Below are 16,335 nucleotides of genomic sequence, written 5' to 3' on the forward strand. Positions count from 1 at the left end.
CCACAGCCGACCCTCCCTGACGTGCGCTCCGCCAGCGCGATCCAGGGCCGGTCCGCGCCGCGCGTCGACACGGCGCGGCCGGGACAGACGGGCTCCGTCGCGCGACGGCAGCGGCGCGGCGCGGCAGAGGCCGCGCGGCCATTGCGCAGACCACGGCGCGCATGGAGAATGCCGCTCTGGAGAACCGCAGCAGATGAGCCCGTGCCCGTCCGAAGACGCCCTGGCCGCCTGGCTCGAGGGCAACCTCCCGCACGAGGCCGCGGAGGAGGTCCGCGGGCACGTGGACGGCTGCGCTGACTGCCGCGCCCTGATCGCGGTGCCCTCGAGCGAGAGCGACGTCGGCGCGGCGCTCCTCCCCACCACGCAGCGGTGCTCCGCCGAGGAGGAGCCGCCGCCGTCGTCCTCGGAGCCGTGGGCGCCGCCCTCCGCCTTCGGCGACTACCGCGTGATCAGGCCGCTCGGCCGCGGGGGCATGGGGCAGGTGTACCTCGCCCACGACGAGGTCCTCGACCGGCCCGTCGCGCTCAAGTTCGTCGCCGCGGACAACCCCGATCCGAAGACCATCGAGCGGCTGCGCGTCGAGGCCCGCGCGATCGCGCGCCTCCAGCACCCCAACGTCGTCGCCGTCTTCCGGATCGGCGAGGTGCGCGGGCGGCCGTACATCGCCTACGAGTTCGTCGAGGGCGAGCCGCTCGAGCTGCTCTCGAAGCCGGTCCCGTGGCCGGCCGCGCTGCGCATCGCGCTCGGCCTCGCGCGCGGGCTCGCCGCGGCGCACCGGCGGGGCGTCCTGCACCGCGACATCAAGCCGGCGAACGTGATGCTCGACGCGAGCGGCGAGGTGAAGCTGCTCGACTTCGGGCTCGCCAAGCTCGTCGACCAGCCCGCCGAAGGCGGCCTCGGCGCGGGCCGGCGCCCCGCGCCGGGGGTCCCCGCCGCGCCCGCGCGCTGGGCGCCCGCGGACGCATCGGCGGTGACGACCGCCATCCCGGTGGAGGCCCGCGCGTTCGGCGCGCTGGAGACCGTCGGCCTGACCGACGGCGGCATGATGATGGGCACGCCGCTCTACCTCGCGCCGGAGCTCTGGACCGGGACCGCCGGCACGCTCCACTCCGACGTCTACGCGCTCGGGCTGGTCCTCTACGAGCTGTGCGTGGGCCGGCTGCCCCACGCGGGGCTCGACGTGCACGCCATCGCCAGCTGGGTGACGGCGCGGGCGCTCCCGCCGCTGCGCTCGCTCTGCCCCGACATCCCGGAGATGCTCGCGGCGGTCATCGATCGCTGCGTCCTGCGCGAGCCCGGGGCGCGCTTCGCGTCGGCCGAGGAGGTGCAGGCCGCGCTCGAGGAGACCGAGGCGCTCTGCCGGGCGTTCCAGATCGTGCGCTCCGGGCCTGCGAGCGCGGGGGCGCGGGAGACGGACGCGGACGTCGTCAGCGCCTCCTTCGCGCGCCTCGCGCCGCGCGCCGAGGAGCTCGTGACGCGCTTCTACGAGCGGCTCTTCTCGGGCGAGCCGGCGCTCCGGGCGCTGTTCCCGTCGGACATGCGCGAGCAGCGGCTCAAGCTCGCCGCGGCCCTGCAGCTCGTGATCGCCAACCTGCGCGCGCCCGACAAGCTGGTCGAGATGCTCGAGGCGCTCGGCCGCCGCCACGCGTCCTACGCCGCGCTGCCGGAGCACTTCGACGCCGTGGGCCGGGCGCTGCTCGAGGCGCTCGAGGAGCTGGAGGGCGACGCGTGGGCGCCCGCGACCGCGCGGGCGTGGGCGGGCGCGTACGCGCAGCTCGCCGAGGCGATGCGGCGCGGGCTCGAGGTCGCGCGGGAGGCGGCCGTCTCCTCCACGCGGGCGCCGGCGCAGCTGCGCGCGGCGGAGACCCGGTTCGCCACGAGCGCGGACGCGAGCCTGGCCTACAGGGCCGTGGGCGACGGGCCGCTCGATCTGGTGCTCGTCCAGGGGTGGGTGACGCACGTGGAGGCCGCGTGGGAGGACGCGCGCATGTCCAGGTTCTTCGCCGAGCTCGGCGCGGGGGCGCGGCTCATCGTGCTCGATCAGCGCGGCACCGGCATGAGCGAGCGCGAGGGCGCCGGCGCGCCTGCCGAGCAGCAGGCGGAGGATCTGCTCGCCGTGCTGGACGCGGCCGGCGTGGAGCGGGCGGCGCTCCTCGGCGTCGGCGGCGGCTTCGCGCCGTGCGCGCTGCTCGCGGCGGCGCACCCGGCGCGGGCGCGCGCGCTTGTCGCGCTCGGGAGCGCGGCGCAGATGGCGGCCTGGCCCGGGTGCCTCTTCGGCCTCGCGGGCGACGGCGTCGAGGAGGCCGAGCGCGCGCTGCGGAGCGGCTGGGGCGAGCCGCTCTTCCTCGATCGCCTCGCCCCCTCGGCCGCGCAGGACGGCGCGTTCCGGCGCTCCTGGGCCGCGTACCTGCGCCACGGCGCGAGCCCGAGCGGGGCGGCGCGCATGCTCCGGGCCCACGCGGCGGCCGACATCCGGTCCGCGCTGGGCCAGGTGAGCGCCCCGTCGCTTGTGCTGCACCGGGCCGGCGACCGGGCCGTCCCCGCGGCGGCCGGGCGCGATCTCGCCGGCCGCCTCCGCGGCGCGCGCTACGTCGAGCTGCCGGGCGACGATCACCTGCCCTTCGTGGGCGCGTCGCGGCCGCTGCTCGCCGCGCTGCGGGCCTTCCTCGACGCGGAGGCCGCCGGGGGGAGCCCCGTCTCGAGCCTCGTGCCCGCCGCGGCGCTCGACACGGCCGGCGCGGCCTCAGGCGGTTGACGCGCTGTCCCGAGCACGTCGTGAGTCGCTGGACGGCCGCCGGCCGCGCGCCGCGGCGTTCGTGTGGGGGATACCCCGCTCGCACGACGCGCCACCGGGCCGGCGCTCGCGCCCGCTCAACGAGCGCTCACGCTTGCTCAACGAGTGTTCGAGCGCATTTGAGCGCCTCGCGGAGCGCTCGAGTTCAGCGCGCGGCGCTGCTGTCTCCGGTTTTGCCCGACGCCACTTGAGAGATCTCCTTATCTAACTATCTTGTTATTCAAATAGGGTATCCGCCTTGCCGCTGCAGGTATGGCCCGCTAACTTGAATAGATGATCCTGTGGACACGCGCATTGACCTGTGGCTGCGCCGTGATCGGCGCGCTCGCGAGCGCTTGCTCCGGGACGGAGCCGAGCGTCGCCGCCGCAGCGTCGGGCGCGGCGGGCGCCGGTGGTGAAGGCGGCGCCGAGAGCGCGGGCGACGGCGGCGCCGAGAGCGCGGGCGACGGCGGCGCGGAGGGCGCGGGCGACGGCGGCGCCGAGAGCGCGGGCGGCGCGGGCGGGGAGGCGGGCGGCGCGGGCTGCCCTCCCGGCGAGGAAAGCTGCCCGTGCGGGCCTCTGGATGGGTGCGACGGCGAGCTCCGCTGCGTGGACGGCGTGTGTATCTCGGGCTGTGCCTGCACCGATGGATACGCGATGGTCGAGGGCGAGTGCGTCTGGCAGGGCGGCCCGCTGGATCCCTCGTTCCAGAGCGCGGACACCTGGAGCACCACGGGCGCTGCGCTCGTCCACCCCGAGGCCGAGGGCAACGGCAACCCGGGTGCCGGTGTCATCGGGAGAGACGCGGTGTGCCAGATGGCGGGCTTCACTCAGCAGCTCACGATGCCGGACCTCGCGTGCGCCGAGCCGCTGCTCCTCACGTTCGCCGCGCGCATCGGGTGCGACGCCGCGATGGACTGCCTCGGCCCCCCGGGCGTCGGGGTCCGCATCAACGGGGGTTTCAGCAACCTCGATCTCATGCCCTCTTCGTCCTTCGCCCCGCAGCGCGTGTGCCTGGGGGAGCGCGCCTATGGCGGGCCGATCGAGCTGCTCCTCGGGCCGTCCCGGAGGTCTCCCCTGTGCGATGAGGCGGCCGGGCAGGGCTATACGCTGGCCTTCGATGACGTCGCGATTCGGCCGGATGAGATGAGCGAATGTCCCCTGCCGGGCCAGGTGCTGAACGGCGACTTCGAGGGAGGCGCCGCCGGCTGGACGGCGACGCCGGAGAACGGTGTTTCCGGGATCATGAGCGGCCTGGGCCAGGGCGGCGGCAAGGGCGGGCATATCGGCACCACGCTGTTCTGCCAGTATCCCTCGCTCGAGGGCGCGGCCTCGGCGCCGTTGCCCTCCGCCGCGCTGCCGAACCCGGCGCTCCGCATCTGGAGCCAGGGCAGCCCGGGCGCGGTCGTCAACGTGACGCTGAGCACGCACCAGCTCACAACCCTGTCGGGCACGGGCGAGGCGCAGGTCGCGCATGTCTGCTTGCCCCGGTGGGCGCTCGGCATGGCGCACCGGCTCGCCTTCACGTATCGGAACCGGAACAGCCAGCCGTGCACGGCCGAGAACAAGCGCGATTTCACGGTGGATGACCTCGCCTTCGTCTCTGACGATCGCTGCCCCGGCGACACACCGCTCTTCGACCCCGGCTTCGAGAACGCCAGCGCCGGCGCGAGCCTCTCGCCGACATGGGTCCTGACCGCGGACGATCCCGCGCGCGGCAGCGCAAAGCTCGCCGTCGACGCGGCGACCGCCCACTCCGGCGATGTCGCCCTCTCGCTCTCCGTGAAGAAGCCGTGCCGGGAGCCCTCGGCCTCCACCGTGTTCACGGTGCCCGAGCCCGAGGCGACGGCCGGCCCGGCGCTGAAGTTCTGGTACCGCACGAGCCACCTCCGCGAGGCGACCGCCTCCTCGACCCCGGGCGCCACCCTGCCTGCCAGTGAGCGCTGGGTGCAACAGACGATCTGCCTGGATCCGCGCACGGCGGGCAGACCCCAGCACCTCTCCTTCAAGATAGGAGCCAGCGGCGTCTGCGATGAGCCGCTCGACCATGAGACCTTGCACGTCGACGACGTCGAGGCGACGACCGACGCCTCCTGCCCGGCCGCGCCGCTCCCCTGAGCTGCGGAGCCCCCGCGTCATGAGCGCCAGGGGCAGCCGCGCGCCTGGCGGCCGAGACGCCGCTCGGCGCCGCGCTCTCCCTGCGGCGCGCGCTCTCCCTGCGGCGCGCGCCGCGCGATCCCGGGCTACTGCGTGATCGCCTTGAGGTCGAGCATCTCCTCGACGCTCGGGACCACGATGAGATCGCACCGGCGGTTCTTGCGCCGCCCCTCGTCCGTGTCGTTCGTCGCGACCGGGTCGGTCTCCGCGAAGCCCGCGGCGCTCCATTTCGCGACCGGGAGCGCGCCGCCGCCGCCCTTCACGTCGGGCGGGCTGACGAGGAACAGCAGCACCTCGCGGGCGCGCATCAGCGACAGGCCCCAGTTGTCGCGGAACTGGCCGCCCGCCAGCGGCTTGTTGTCCGTGTGGCCGGCGACCTGGTAGTCGCGCTGGAGCAGCGACTTGTCGTTCGTGATGACCGTCGCCACCTTGAGGAGGATCTCCTTACCCTCCTTCTTCAGCGACTCGCGCCCGGAGTCGAAGAGGACGTCCCCCGGCAGCGAGATGACCATCCGGTTGTTCCGGATGTTCACCGCCAGGCCGAGCTTCGTGAGCTCGTCCAGCTTCTTCCTGAGCGTCTCGAACCGCGCCTTGATCTGCTCCAGCTGGCGGGCGCGCGCCTTGAACTCGGCGAGCGCCTTCTCGCGCTCCTCGAGCGTCGAGCTCAGCTGCGACACCTGCGTGCTCGTCGCCTGGAGGTTCTCGCTCAGCTTGCCGATGTCGACGCCGGCCGCCTCGAGCTGCCTCGTCAGCTCCGCGATCTTCGCCTGGGCGGCCTCGAGCTCCTGCTGCGTCTGGGCGAGGCGGCCTTCCGTGGTCTGGTGCTGGCCCTGAAGGCGGTTGTACTTGTCGAGCTGGGCCTTCCACTCCTCCTCGGAGTAGCCGCACCCCAGCGAGGACGACGCGATCACGACAGGCAGGAAGGCCGCGAAAGCGGTTCGGCGACCTTTCAAGACACGAGGGTGCATGAGCACGCTCCTTCAATCTAGTTGGTGAACATGAGCGGGGGCCGGTGGCCCGGCCCGCGCCCGGTTCCGGGTGACAGCGGCCCGTCAGGCCGTGCGGGGGCGTACCCTAGCGAGGTCGCGCGCGGTTGTAAAAGGGCGCATCGCACCACGTTGCCCTCCCGCGCGCTTCCCCGGCGCCGCGCCTCTACCGGCGCGAACCGGCGCGCGGCGCGCGTGCGCCCTCGCGCTCGAGCTCGCTTGCCCATTGTTCCCGCCCGCGCACCTGCTAAGGGGACGGCCCATGGCCTATCGCATCACGCTGATCCCCGGCGACGGCATCGGTCCGGAGGTCGTGAACGCGACTCAGGATGTGATCTCCGCCGCCGGCGTCACCGTCGACTGGGAGATCCACCACGCGGGCATCGAGGTCGCGAAGCTGACGGGCTCGCCGCTCCCCCTCCCCGTCCTCGACGCCGTGCGGAAGAACCGGATCGCCCTGAAGGGCCCGGTGACCACGCCGATCGGGGGCGGGTTCCGGTCGGTCAACGTGACGCTCCGGCAGACGCTCGACCTCTACGCGAACGTGCGGCCCATCCGCAGCCTGCCGGGCGTCGAGCCGCGGTTCGACGTCGACATGGTCATCGTGCGCGAGAACACCGAGGGGCTCTACGCCGGGCTCGAGCTCATGATCCTGCCCGGCGTGGCCCAGAGCATCAAGCTCACGACCGAGCGCAGCTCGACCCGCATCGCCGAGTTCGCGTTCCAGTACGCGAAGCAGCACGGCCGGAGCAAGGTGACGATCGTCCACAAGGCGAACATCATGAAGCTCTCCGACGGCCTCGCGCTCGACTGCGCGCGGCGCGTCGCCGTCAAGCACCCCGAGGTCCACCTCGGCGAGATGATCGTCGACGCGGCGGCCATGACGATGGTCCGCGAGCCGAACAAGCTCGGGGTGCTCGTGACGGAGAACCTGTACGGCGATATCCTCTCGGATCTCGGCGCCGGTCTGGTCGGCGGGCTCGGGATCGTGCCCGGCGCGAACATCGGCGACGAGGCCGCGGTCTTCGAGGCGGTGCACGGGTCGGCGCCGGACATCGCGGGCAAGGGCTACGCGAACCCGACGGCGCTCGTGCAGAGCGCCGTGATGATGCTGCGGCACCTCGGCGAGCACGAGGCAGGCGACCGGATCGAGCGGGCGCTCACCTCGGTCTACCGGGCAGGCCAGGTGCGCACACGCGACCTCGGCGGCACCGCGAGCACCGACGACTTCACCCGGGCGCTCTGCGCCGAGATCGAAAGGCCTCGCGCGGAAGCGTAGCGCCAGGCATCCTGATCCTGCGGACGTGGGATCTGCCTGGACGTGGCTGCTCGAGCGGTGCGCCGAGGTCGTCGGCGCGACGGACGGTGCTGCCCGCTCGGCGGGCGGCGTCGCGAGGCGACGGCGTCGCCTGGTGCTCGTTCTCCTGCTCTCGCTCCTCGTCGCGGCGAGCTGCTTCCTCGGCGAGCTCTGGGGCGCGAAGGGCCTGCTCCCTGCGGTCGCGCTCTTCCTGCTCGCGGTGCAGGCCTCGCGCGCCGTCCTCGACGCGCGCGCGTCGCTGTGGCGCGCCGCCGCCCTCGATCTCGACGACCCCGCGCAGCGGCCGAGCGGGTGCGCGGATCCGTGGTTCTCGCCGCCGACGGCGAGCGTCCTGCGCGCGCTGGCCGCCGTGGTCGACGCCGCGCGCCGCGAGCGGTACACGCTCGCGCTGGAGCGGCTGCCGTACGTGGATCGGGCCGCGCTCCGGCCCGACGAGGCGCGGCTGCTCGAGGCGGCGCGGGCGCTGCTCTCGCTCGGCCTCGGCGATCCGGCGCGCGCGGCGCAGCAGGCGATCGTCGCGCTGCCCACGGGGATCGACGCCATCGACGCGCGGCTCGGCCGCGTGGTGCTCGCCGACGCCTGGAAGAGCCCCGCGCGGCTCGAGGCTATCGAGCGCGCGTGGCGGAGGGAGCTCCAGAGCGGCGTGACGTCCGAGGCGCTGGAGCGCCTCCTGTCCCTGTCGCGGCTGCGCTTCATGCCGCACGCGGTGGAGGCGCTCAAGCCCGCCGAGGCGCGCGAGCTGTCGGCCGAAGCGTGGTCGATCGGCGAGGAGGAGCTCGCCGCGGCGCTCGAGTCCCGCGCGCGCGGGGGCGTCTACCGCTGAGCCTGGGGTTCAGGGCGGCGGCTCGCGCGGCACGGCGGGCGCGGTCTCGCGCACGAGGCGGAGGCCGCCGAGCGAGATCTCGACCACGGCGGCGAGCCGCTCGGCGACGAGCCGCTCGGCGGAGGGGCCCGCGGCGCGCGTCTCGGCGATGAAGGCGAAGCAGCGCCAGCCGGAGCCGCCGAAGGCGACCGCGAAGCCGTCGTTCGGCGCGCCGCGCGGGGCGTCGACGACGCCGATCGTCACGAGGGTGTCGAAGCCCTCGGGCACGTCGAGCCGGCGCTCCACGGCGGTGAGGCTGAGGTCGGGGCGCGGCAGGTCGCGCCAGAGCCGCGCGCGCGCCTCGCACGCGGCGCGGCTCGCGCGGCCGTCCGCGCGCCAGGTGCGCACGAGCAGCGACGTCGACGACGCGGCGTGGGTCGCGACGAGCCAGGGGCCTCCGCCGTCCTCGACGCGGAAGCCGCGCGCGTCGGGCAACGGAAGCCGGAGATCGAAGCGCTCGGAGCGGTACTCGCCGAGCTCGCCATCGCCGAGCGTCGACGGCGGCGGGGGCGGCGCGGGCCTCGGCGGCGGCTGGGGCGGCGCGGCCGGGGCCGGCGCGCACGCGGGCAGCAGGGCGAGCAGCGCGGCGGCGGGCAGGAGACCGCGGCGCATCGCGCGCACGGCCGGCGCGAGGCCGCAGCAGACCGCGCGCACGGCGGGCAGCAGGGTGCAGCGCGGCGCGTGCCGCGGCGTCTCGGTGGGCTCGGCGCGCGCCTCCGGCATCATCGCGCGAGCAGCACGAGCACGGCGCCGGCGCCGCCCTCGGCGTCCGGGGCCGTCGTGAACGCGGCGACGTGGCGGGCGACGCGGCCGTTGCCGAGCCAGGCGGCGATCTCGCCGCGGAGCACGGCGTGCCCGCCGGGCGAGTGGTTGCCCTTGCCGTGCACGATGGCGACGACGCGGTCGCCGTCGCGCTGGCGCTTGCAGACGAAGGCCTCGACGGCCTCGCGCGCCGCCTCGAGCCTCAGGCCGTGCAGATCGAGGGTGCCGTCGACGGCGTAGCGGGCGCGGCGGAGCCGCCTGAGCTCGCGCGGATCGACGTCGAGGCGCCTGCCCTCGATGCGCTCGCTGTCGTCCGTTGTCTCGAACTTGATGCCCTCGATGACGAGCGAGCGCATGCGCGAGCGCGCCTCCTCGTCCGGATCGGCGACGATCGTCGGGGGCGCGGCGCGCTCGACGCGGCTCGCGGTGATCGGGATCCGGTTCGCGCGGTCCTCGAGCACGCGGACGCCTGCCATGTAGATGGCGAAGGTCTCGGGGTCGACGGGCCGCGGCGCCGGCTCGGCGCCTGTCCGTGCCGCCGCGCCGGCGCCCGTCGTCGCGGCCGCCCTGCCCTTCGCCTCGGGCGCCGCGGCCGCCTTGCCCTTCGCCTCGGGCGCCGCGGCCGCCCTGCCCTTCGCTTCGGGCGCCGCGGCCGCCTTGCCCTTCGCTTCGGGCGCCGCGGCCGGCTTGGGCTTCGTCAGCTGCCGGAGCGTGGAGAACGGCTGGTAGAACGCCTCACTCGCCTTGCGTGCCGCCGCCTTCGCGGCTCGCGCCGTGCTGGCCGCCGATTTCGGATCTCTCTCGCGCTTCGCGCCCTTCGCCATCCCCCAGAACATCGCTCGCGAGACCGCGGAGCGCAAACCGTACGGCCTCGATGCCGGCGAGCTGCCCGTCCTCGAAGTGCCAGTCGGGGTCGTCGAGGCCGGGAAAGTCGTGCGGGTTGCGGATGTCCTCGGCCGTGAGGGTGGGGATGAGGCGCCGCGCGAGATCGATGACCTTGACCCGCTGCGCCTCCTCCATGGCGCCGAGGAGCACGAAAACGCGATGGAAGAGCTCGACGGGCGAGTGGACGGCCTGCGGAGCGCCGGAGCCGGCGGCGTCGGGAGTGCGCATCGGGCGCAGGATACCTCATCCGACCGGAGCCGCCGCGCGCTCGGGCGCCGGCGAGCCGGCGGCGCGGGAGAGCCCTGCCGCGCCGGCGACGCCGCTCGGCCCGCTCACGACGCGCCGCCCTTCTCCTGCGGGGCGGCCGGGGGCCTGTGCTGCCGGACGAGCTTCGCCTCGTAGATCAGGTTCCACGCTGGTCGCTTGCCGTCGCGGTATTCCTGCATCGAGGGGAGGTCACAGATCTCCACCCGGGCGACAACGCCCTCGTCAGCGACGGTCTCGGAGGTCCACGGCCGGCGTGGGGCGGTCCCCTGCCGGCGTTGCCTCGGACCGCCCGTGGTCATGCCCGTGCGGATGGAAGGGACCGTGGGGCCCGAACGGCCTGTGCGGCCGGAAGTGCCCATACGGCCGGAATGGCCTGTACGGCATGAATGGCCTGTACGGCCGGAAGTACCCATAGGGCCGGAAGGGCCGGTGATACGGGAGGTCGTCCGGGGGGATCCTGGCGTCGGCGAGCGCCGGGCTCGTCGTCTCCTCGACGATCACGAGATCCTGGATGGGTATCGTCTCCTCCGCTGCAGCGAGCTGCGCGGCGCCGAGCGCGAGCCCGGACAGCGCCAGCGCACCGAGCGCTTTCACCAGCTTCATCGCGGACTCCTTTCACGATGGGAGCGGCTTGCCGGGTGTCATCCCATGCAGGCTGCGTCCAGGGTGATGCAAGCGCGAGGCCCGTTCGCGGCGGACCGCTCGGCTCAGGGGGTCGCGAGGACGCGCGACAGGTCGTCGACGACTCGGCCGACGTCAGCTCCCTCGAGGTTGACGAGCACGGTGATAGAAGCATCGCTGTCGATCGCGTAATAGGACGAGGACGTGAATCCCCAGATACCGCCGTCGTGTCCGTGCTGGACGCCGAGCGGGGATTCGCGGCGGGACAGCCCGAGGCCGTACCCGTTGACCTGGCCGGGCGGCGTGTCCACCCAGGTGGTCATCTCCGCGAGCTCGTCGGGGCCGAGCAGCGTGCCGTCGAGCAGCTTGCGGTAGAAGCGCGCGAGATCGCTCGAGGTCGAGACCAGCGCGCCCGCCGCGCCGGCCGCGGACGCGTGGAGCGCGGAGGTCATCTCGACGAGCTCCCCTCGGCTTCGCCCGTAGCCGTGCACGAGGCCGGGGAGGGCCGCCTCGGCGCCGTCGAGGTAGGTATGCGCGAGCCCCGCCGGCTCGAGGACGCGGGTGCGGAGCAGCTCGCCGATGGGCTCTCCCGAGGCCGCTTCGATGAGCAGACCGGCGATGATGTAGTTCGTGTTGGAGTAGGCGAAGCCCTGCCCCGGCTCGAAATACGGCGGCCTCGACGCGGCGAGCTCGATGAGCTCCGAGGGCGTCCACGTGTGCGTCGGATCCTCGAGCGCCGCGGTCCAGAACTCGTCCATACTGGTGTAGTCGAAGATCCCGCTCGTGTGGTTCAGGAGATGTCGCGCGGAGATCTGCTCGCCGCGAGGGATGCCGTCCACGTACGTGGAGACCGAGTCGTCGAGCGACAGCAGGCCTTCCGCGCGGAGCATCAGCGCCAGCGTGGCGACGAAGGACTTCGTGATGCTCCCTGCGCGGAAGAGATCTCCGGGCTGGACGGCCACGTCGGCCTCTGCGTCTGCCACCCCCGCGGCGCCGAGCCAGCTGCACCCGCCGATGGCTACGGCCGCGGCCGCGCCGGGGAGCCTCTGGGCCTTCACGGCCGCGTCGAGCGCTCCCTGGAGCTCGGCCGAGAGGGTGTCGCACGCCGCGTCCGGCGCGCCGTCTGCGTCCGGCGCGCCGCCTGCGCCCCCGGGCTCAGCGCCGCCTGCGCCGACGCTCCCGACTCCATCGCTCCCGCCGCCGCCGTCGTCGTGTGTATTTGTCACCCCGTCGAGCGGTGCGGGCGAGGAGCTGCTGCACCCCGTAAGCAGGACGACGCCGGCGCAAGCAAAGAATGCTGTTCGCCGAAGAACACGGCTCATCGATAGATCTCCAGGTTCCCCCCCACGAGGACCACTGCTGCGCTCCGCCGCGTTGCTCCCGAGAGGCTCTCAGGGCAGCCCCGCGGAGGGCGCGCATCAAGACGCGAGAGGTCCGACCGTGTCAACCAGCGCGCACGGCCGGAGTGCTCTCGCCTACACGATTGCCACTCAAATCAGCCGTGTTCGGCTCTGGCGAAGTACGCCGTGCTACTTCGGCATGCGACCCAAGGAGGTCCCGTTCCAGAGATGCGAAACCTCGTTCTGCAGAGCGCCGGTCCCGTTCCGCTGCCCTGAGGATTCGATCCCCGGACCTCGGGAGCGGTTCCCATCGCCGCCGAACGGCACCGGCTGACCGCCTTGCAGGCGCCGCGGTCAGCGCGGGGCCGAGGTCGCGACGGCGAGCGCGCGCAGCAGGGTGACCACGGCGATCACATGGCTGATCCGGCCGTCCTGCATCGCTGCCGTCACCTCGTCAGCGCTCATCACGACCGCCTCGGTGCTCTCGTGCTCGTCGCCCAAGGGCTCGCCGACCCGCCGCGCGCCGCGCGCCAGGTAAAGGAAGCAGCGATTCGCCTGGAGCGCCGGATTCGGGTGCACCCATCCGAGCGCCTCGAGCGACTCCGCGGCATATCCTGTCTCTTCCAGGAGCTCGCGCGGCGCCGCGGCCGCCGGCTCCTCCCCGGGATCGACGATGCCGCCGGCGGTCTCGATGGTCACCGCGTCGAGCCCGTGCCGGTGCTGCCGCACCAGGACGAACTCCCCAGCATCGGTGATCGCGGCCACCGAGATCCAGTCGGCGAGCTCCAGCGTGAAGACGGGGTAAGGTGCGCCCGCGGCCACGACCTCATGGCGATGTACCGCCAGCGGACCGAACGTACCAGCGATCGCCGAGGCGTGCCGGCGGGGGATCGTGATGCCCATTGCGCCTTCCTACTACAGCGCGCCGCCCGCCGCCTTCTCCGGCACAGCGCCCGCCGCCTTCTCCGGCACAGCGCCCGCCGCCTTCTCCGGCACAGCGCCCGCCGCCTTCTCCGGCACAGCGCCCGCCGCCTTCTCCGGCACAGCGCCCGCCGCCTTCTCCGGCACAGCGCCCGCCGCCTTCTCCGCCGCGCCGCCCGCTACCTTCTCCGGCACAGCGCCCGCCGCCTTCTCCGCCGCGCCGCCCGCCGCCTTCTCCGCCGCGCCGCTCGCCGCCTTCTCCAGCACGGCGCTCGCCGCCTTCTCCAGCACGGCGCCCTCCACCGCCGCCGGCGCCGCGCTCGCCACCTTCTCCAGCGCGGCCGCGGGCTTCTCGCGGCGCTCCCGCCGGAGCACCTCCTCCGCATCCTCGCCGGACACCCCTCCCGTCGCCGCCCGCAGGTCGTCCTGCGGCGGCGGCCACGCGGCGACGTAGCGGGGCACCTCGCCGGGCCCGGACGCGTCGATCCACGACACGCTCCCCGTCCCGGGGGCGCGCACGTCGACGTGCACGAACGAGCTGTTCGGATAGTACCCGCAGCCCGTGTCCACGAGCTTGCGGCAAGCCGCCGCGAGCTCGTCGTTGAGCACCCCGGCGATGCGCAGATCGAGCGCCCGCCCCGTCTGGTGGAGGCTGCCCTGGCTCTGCGGCCGGTACCCGCTCACGAGCGACACGAGCCGGCCCGGATACCGCCGCGCGAGCGCGTCGATGCGCGAGAGCAGCCCGGGGTCGAGCAGCCGCACGCCGGGCGCGATCTCCCCCACCTGCACCCCGCTTGCCTTGCTCGCCTTGCCCCCAGCGGTCCCCGACTTCTTGCCGCCCGCCGACTGCCCCTTGCGGCTGGACGCCTCCGGCTTCCGCGCAGGCGCGCGCTCGTCGGAGTCGGACAGGATCGGCCGCGGCGTGCCCCACGGGCGCGCGAGCAGCGAGAGGGCGCGCCGGGCCTCCTCGCGCGGCTTCCCCTTGCAGTCGACGAGCTCGAGGCGCTCCGGCTCGATCCCGCTCCGATCCATCGAGAGCACCGGCCCATGGCACGGCTTCGGAGGAGCCTCCCTGTCCAACCCCTTCTTCGCCCCGCGACGCTTGCTCTCGGCCGTCCGCGCCGCCCGCTTCTTCTTCTCCTTCTTCTTCTTGACCGCCTTCGCCGCGCCCCCCTCCTTCGCAGCCGCGCTCTCGGCCGCCTGCGGCGCCTTCGCGCGGCTGCGGACCTTCTGGCGACCCGCTCCGCTCGTCTTCTCGTCGCCGGTCGCCACGGAGGCGGTCTTCCCCCGGCCGCGGAGCGGGCTCTCCCGCGTCTCCGCCCGCTGCGCGCGCTCCGCGCCCGGCGGTGAGGCGGGAGAAGCCGGCGCACGATCGCGACGATCCCGCTTGCCCGTCTTCGCCTCGGCCTTCTCGGCGGCATGCGCCCTGGGCAGCGGCTCCGCGCACAACCGCCCCGCCGGGACGGCCGGCACCGCCATGCTCACAAGCACCGCAAGCGCGGCAGCGCGAGCACGCCTCAGACGCGCTCGAGGCTCCGCGCTGCGCACAGCCCCGCCTGCGTCCCGCGGCGCCTGGCCTGCACTGCTCACGGATCGAAGGCTCATCATGGAAAGCTCCAGTCGGGTCGGGTGCGAGTGGCATCCACCACGGATCGGATCTCCCGGGCACGGCGTCGCCGCCCGCCCGCAGGATGTGGGGTTGGGAGAGGCAGTCGGCGGTCCGCTTCTTGAATCAACCTGGGACGAGGTCAGCGGCCTCGACATAGCGTCTCCGAGACGCCCCTCGCGGAAGCTCGGAAGGGTCGAGGAGCCCTGAGGACACGAATGTCATGAAGTGCGGAGGGCAGCCCAATTTTCTGCGGCGCTGACCAAAGGCTGTGGTAGGAACCAGCTGCCTCGCGACTGCGGTCGGGTCGTGAGCGCGGTTCCGGGGTGCATGGGGGCACAGCCCCTCGTCACCCGGTCCGCGGCCGGGTATCGCCCGGCGCGCTACGCACTGCGGCGGGACCCTGCCTTCACGATCAGCGCGACCAGCGTGATCAGCGCGGAGACAGGTGTCGCGCCCCTTGCGCAACACGTCCGGGCCATCGCAAATCGCGGGGGAAGCCCGGCCAAGCACGCACCAGCCTCATTCACCACACCATCAATGCAAGCGGGGCGCCACACGCGGGACGCGGAAGCCGAACCCGGTGGCGCGTCCATGATCGCTCCGAGGTCAGCAGGGGCACGACATGCGCCGAATTCGTAGAGACGCAACCAAGGTCTGGCACAATCCCGAGCTCCACACCGCCTATGGCCCTGGCCAGCCCAACAGCGCAGGGCTACCGCGCCCGACGCAGACCGGCGAGGACCGGCGGGCAGCGAAGCAACACCGCGCCGCGCTCGAGGCGCTCTTCACGCCGCGCAAGGAGCCGGAGGTCGACGACGGCAAGGGCGGGCGGGTCAAGTCCGGGCGCGACGCCGCGTCCAAGGCGCCCGGGCGCATCGTCCTCGCGCCGCCTCCGCAGAGCGACCCGAAGGCCATCGAGCGCCAGCGGCTCCTGTCGAAGCTGCTCTGCGCGTCGGGCCGACCCAACATCTCCAAGGCCGCGAACGATTTCCTCCGCGCCGGCCACACCTTCCCCGCCGAGCAGGACGTGTACCTGCAGCTGCTCGAGCACAGCGACGAGCAGCGCATCCAGCACGCGATCGACGAGCTCTCGGGCATCCTCGTCGGCGAGCTGCCGAAGCGGCGCGCCGTGCTCGAGTCGCGGCTCCGGCGCATCGAGGAGTTCGCGGAGGAGCCCGCGACGCGCGAGGCCGCCGAGCGCCTGCGCCGCCAGGTGAGCGGCAGGCTCGAGGCCCCGAGCGCGGGCTCCGCCGAGCCGAGCTCCCAGGCGCGGCCGTCGAGCCCCCAGGCCGCCCCGCCCTGCGCGGCGAACGGCGCGGCCCAGCGCGGCGAGGACGGCGCCCTCTCCGAGGCGAGCGTCGAGGCGGAATGACGCGCGCAGAATTCGAGGCCGAGCTCCGCAAGCTGATCCAGGCGTTCGAGACGGGTACGGACAACGAGCGGTGCGTCGCGTGCGTCGCGTGCGAGCGCTGCGTCGACTGCACGTTCTGCCGCAACGCGAAGGCGCTGCAGAGGTGCCACTACTGCGTCGACTCCCAGCGCTGCTCGGACAGCACGCACTGCCGCGGCTGCCGCGATCTCATCGCGTGCAGCCACTGCGTCGCGTCCGAGCGATGCACGCAGTCGTCGTACCTCGTGCGCTCGGTCGACTGCACCGGCTGCACCTACTGCTTCGGCTGCGTGGGGCTCGTGCGCAAGGACTTCCACATCCTCAACCAGCCGTACGATCGCAGCACGTACTTCAAGCTCACGGCGAAGCTGATGCGCGAGCTCGGGCTCAGCGCGGGCGGCGGGGCGGAGCCCGCCCCCGCGCCGCGCGTGGCGCAGCGTTAGC

At 73.7% G+C, this 16,335-nt stretch carries 14 protein-coding genes; 6 read left to right on the forward strand and 8 right to left on the reverse strand.

The genetic code is table 11. The annotated features are described in order from the left end of the window. Window positions 1-193: 193 nt before the first annotated feature. Both WMF28_RS32330 and WMF28_RS32335 read left to right on the forward strand, forming a co-directional pair. On the forward strand, window positions 194-2,755 hold the full coding sequence (locus tag WMF28_RS32330) for an alpha/beta fold hydrolase (RefSeq protein WP_437597269.1): 2,562 nt from the start codon (window positions 194-196) through the stop codon (window positions 2,753-2,755). Between the two features lie 312 nt (window positions 2,756-3,067). Then, window positions 3,068-4,891 (forward strand): hypothetical protein, encoded by a 1,824-nt coding sequence (locus WMF28_RS32335; RefSeq protein WP_437597270.1) that lies wholly within the window; start codon window positions 3,068-3,070, stop codon window positions 4,889-4,891. A 125-nt stretch (window positions 4,892-5,016) separates the two neighbouring features. Here the strand turns inward: WMF28_RS32335 and WMF28_RS32340 are convergent, their stop codons facing one another. Then, window positions 5,017-5,841 carry an OmpA family protein gene (locus tag WMF28_RS32340; protein ID WP_437597271.1) on the reverse strand — a complete coding sequence of 275 codons (825 nt, stop codon included), beginning with the start codon at window positions 5,839-5,841 and terminating at the stop codon, window positions 5,017-5,019. A gap of 337 nt (window positions 5,842-6,178) precedes the next feature. Here WMF28_RS32340 and WMF28_RS32345 point away from each other — a divergent pair, with 337 nt between their 5' ends. Further along, the gene (locus WMF28_RS32345) at window positions 6,179-7,195 is read left to right on the forward strand and encodes an isocitrate/isopropylmalate dehydrogenase family protein (RefSeq protein ID WP_437597272.1); all 1,017 of its coding nucleotides are present in this window, start codon (window positions 6,179-6,181) and stop codon (window positions 7,193-7,195) included. Between the two features lie 25 nt (window positions 7,196-7,220). Next, window positions 7,221-8,057, forward strand: a complete 837-nt coding sequence (locus tag WMF28_RS32350) for a hypothetical protein (protein ID WP_437597274.1) — start codon at window positions 7,221-7,223, stop codon at window positions 8,055-8,057. Between the two features lie 9 nt (window positions 8,058-8,066). Here WMF28_RS32350 and WMF28_RS32355 read toward each other — a convergent pair whose 3' ends face one another. From WMF28_RS32355 to WMF28_RS32385, 7 genes are all read right to left on the reverse strand, one after another. Continuing rightward, window positions 8,067-8,822 (reverse strand): hypothetical protein, encoded by a 756-nt coding sequence (locus WMF28_RS32355; RefSeq protein ID WP_437597275.1) that lies wholly within the window; start codon window positions 8,820-8,822, stop codon window positions 8,067-8,069. Next, complete coding sequence (locus WMF28_RS32360) at window positions 8,819-9,682, reverse strand: Smr/MutS family protein (protein WP_437597276.1); 864 nt, start codon at window positions 9,680-9,682, stop codon at window positions 8,819-8,821. The genes WMF28_RS32355 and WMF28_RS32360 overlap by 4 nt, the downstream gene beginning before the upstream one ends. After that, the gene (locus WMF28_RS32365) at window positions 9,594-9,971 is read right to left on the reverse strand and encodes a hypothetical protein (protein ID WP_437597278.1); all 378 of its coding nucleotides are present in this window, start codon (window positions 9,969-9,971) and stop codon (window positions 9,594-9,596) included. The genes WMF28_RS32360 and WMF28_RS32365 overlap by 89 nt, the downstream gene beginning before the upstream one ends. Before the next feature lie 261 nt (window positions 9,972-10,232). Beyond that, window positions 10,233-10,613, reverse strand: coding sequence for a hypothetical protein (locus WMF28_RS32370; RefSeq protein ID WP_437597279.1), 381 nt, complete (start codon window positions 10,611-10,613; stop codon window positions 10,233-10,235). Window positions 10,614-10,717: 104 nt separating this feature from the next. Then, a complete protein-coding gene (locus WMF28_RS32375) occupies window positions 10,718-11,857 on the reverse strand; it encodes a serine hydrolase domain-containing protein (RefSeq protein WP_437597280.1) in 1,140 nt (379 codons plus the stop codon). Between the two features lie 468 nt (window positions 11,858-12,325). After that, the gene (locus tag WMF28_RS32380; protein WP_437597282.1) at window positions 12,326-12,874 is read right to left on the reverse strand and encodes an NUDIX hydrolase; all 549 of its coding nucleotides are present in this window, start codon (window positions 12,872-12,874) and stop codon (window positions 12,326-12,328) included. A 12-nt stretch (window positions 12,875-12,886) separates the two neighbouring features. After that, window positions 12,887-14,371 (reverse strand): YcbK family protein, encoded by a 1,485-nt coding sequence (locus tag WMF28_RS32385; protein ID WP_437597283.1) that lies wholly within the window; start codon window positions 14,369-14,371, stop codon window positions 12,887-12,889. 752 nt (window positions 14,372-15,123) lie between these two features. On the opposite strand from WMF28_RS32385, the gene WMF28_RS32390 reads away from it, so the two are divergent. Together WMF28_RS32390 and WMF28_RS32395 are read left to right on the forward strand one after the other, a co-directional pair. Then, window positions 15,124-15,873 (forward strand): hypothetical protein, encoded by a 750-nt coding sequence (locus WMF28_RS32390; RefSeq protein ID WP_437597284.1) that lies wholly within the window; start codon window positions 15,124-15,126, stop codon window positions 15,871-15,873. Next, entirely contained in the window at window positions 15,870-16,334 is a 465-nt protein-coding gene (locus tag WMF28_RS32395) for a hypothetical protein (RefSeq protein WP_437597285.1), read from the forward strand. The genes WMF28_RS32390 and WMF28_RS32395 overlap by 4 nt, the downstream gene beginning before the upstream one ends. Window position 16,335: the final 1 nt, after the last annotated feature.

The sequence above is a fragment of the Sorangium sp. So ce590 genome (genome assembly GCF_051521365.1).
Taxonomy (GTDB): Bacteria; Myxococcota_A; Polyangia; order Polyangiales; family Polyangiaceae; genus Sorangium.

Bases quoted from the DNA above. Each gene is read 5' to 3' on its own strand.
- WMF28_RS32330 (WP_437597269.1), top strand. From the start codon at position 194: ATGAGCCCGTGCCCGTCCGAAGACGCCCTGGCCGCCTGGCTCGAGGGC.
- WMF28_RS32335 (WP_437597270.1), top strand. From the start codon at position 3,068: ATGATCCTGTGGACACGCGCATTGACCTGTGGCTGCGCCGTGATCGGC.
- WMF28_RS32345 (WP_437597272.1), top strand. From the start codon at position 6,179: ATGGCCTATCGCATCACGCTGATCCCCGGCGACGGCATCGGTCCGGAG.
- WMF28_RS32355 (WP_437597275.1), bottom strand. From the start codon at position 8,822: ATGATGCCGGAGGCGCGCGCCGAGCCCACCGAGACGCCGCGGCACGCG.
- WMF28_RS32360 (WP_437597276.1), bottom strand. From the start codon at position 9,682: ATGGCGAAGGGCGCGAAGCGCGAGAGAGATCCGAAATCGGCGGCCAGC.
- WMF28_RS32365 (WP_437597278.1), bottom strand. From the start codon at position 9,971: ATGCGCACTCCCGACGCCGCCGGCTCCGGCGCTCCGCAGGCCGTCCAC.
- WMF28_RS32370 (WP_437597279.1), bottom strand. From the start codon at position 10,613: ATGAAGCTGGTGAAAGCGCTCGGTGCGCTGGCGCTGTCCGGGCTCGCG.
- WMF28_RS32380 (WP_437597282.1), bottom strand. From the start codon at position 12,874: ATGGGCATCACGATCCCCCGCCGGCACGCCTCGGCGATCGCTGGTACG.
- WMF28_RS32385 (WP_437597283.1), bottom strand. From the start codon at position 14,371: ATGGCGGTGCCGGCCGTCCCGGCGGGGCGGTTGTGCGCGGAGCCGCTG.
- WMF28_RS32390 (WP_437597284.1), top strand. From the start codon at position 15,124: ATGCGCCGAATTCGTAGAGACGCAACCAAGGTCTGGCACAATCCCGAG.
- WMF28_RS32395 (WP_437597285.1), top strand. From the start codon at position 15,870: ATGACGCGCGCAGAATTCGAGGCCGAGCTCCGCAAGCTGATCCAGGCG.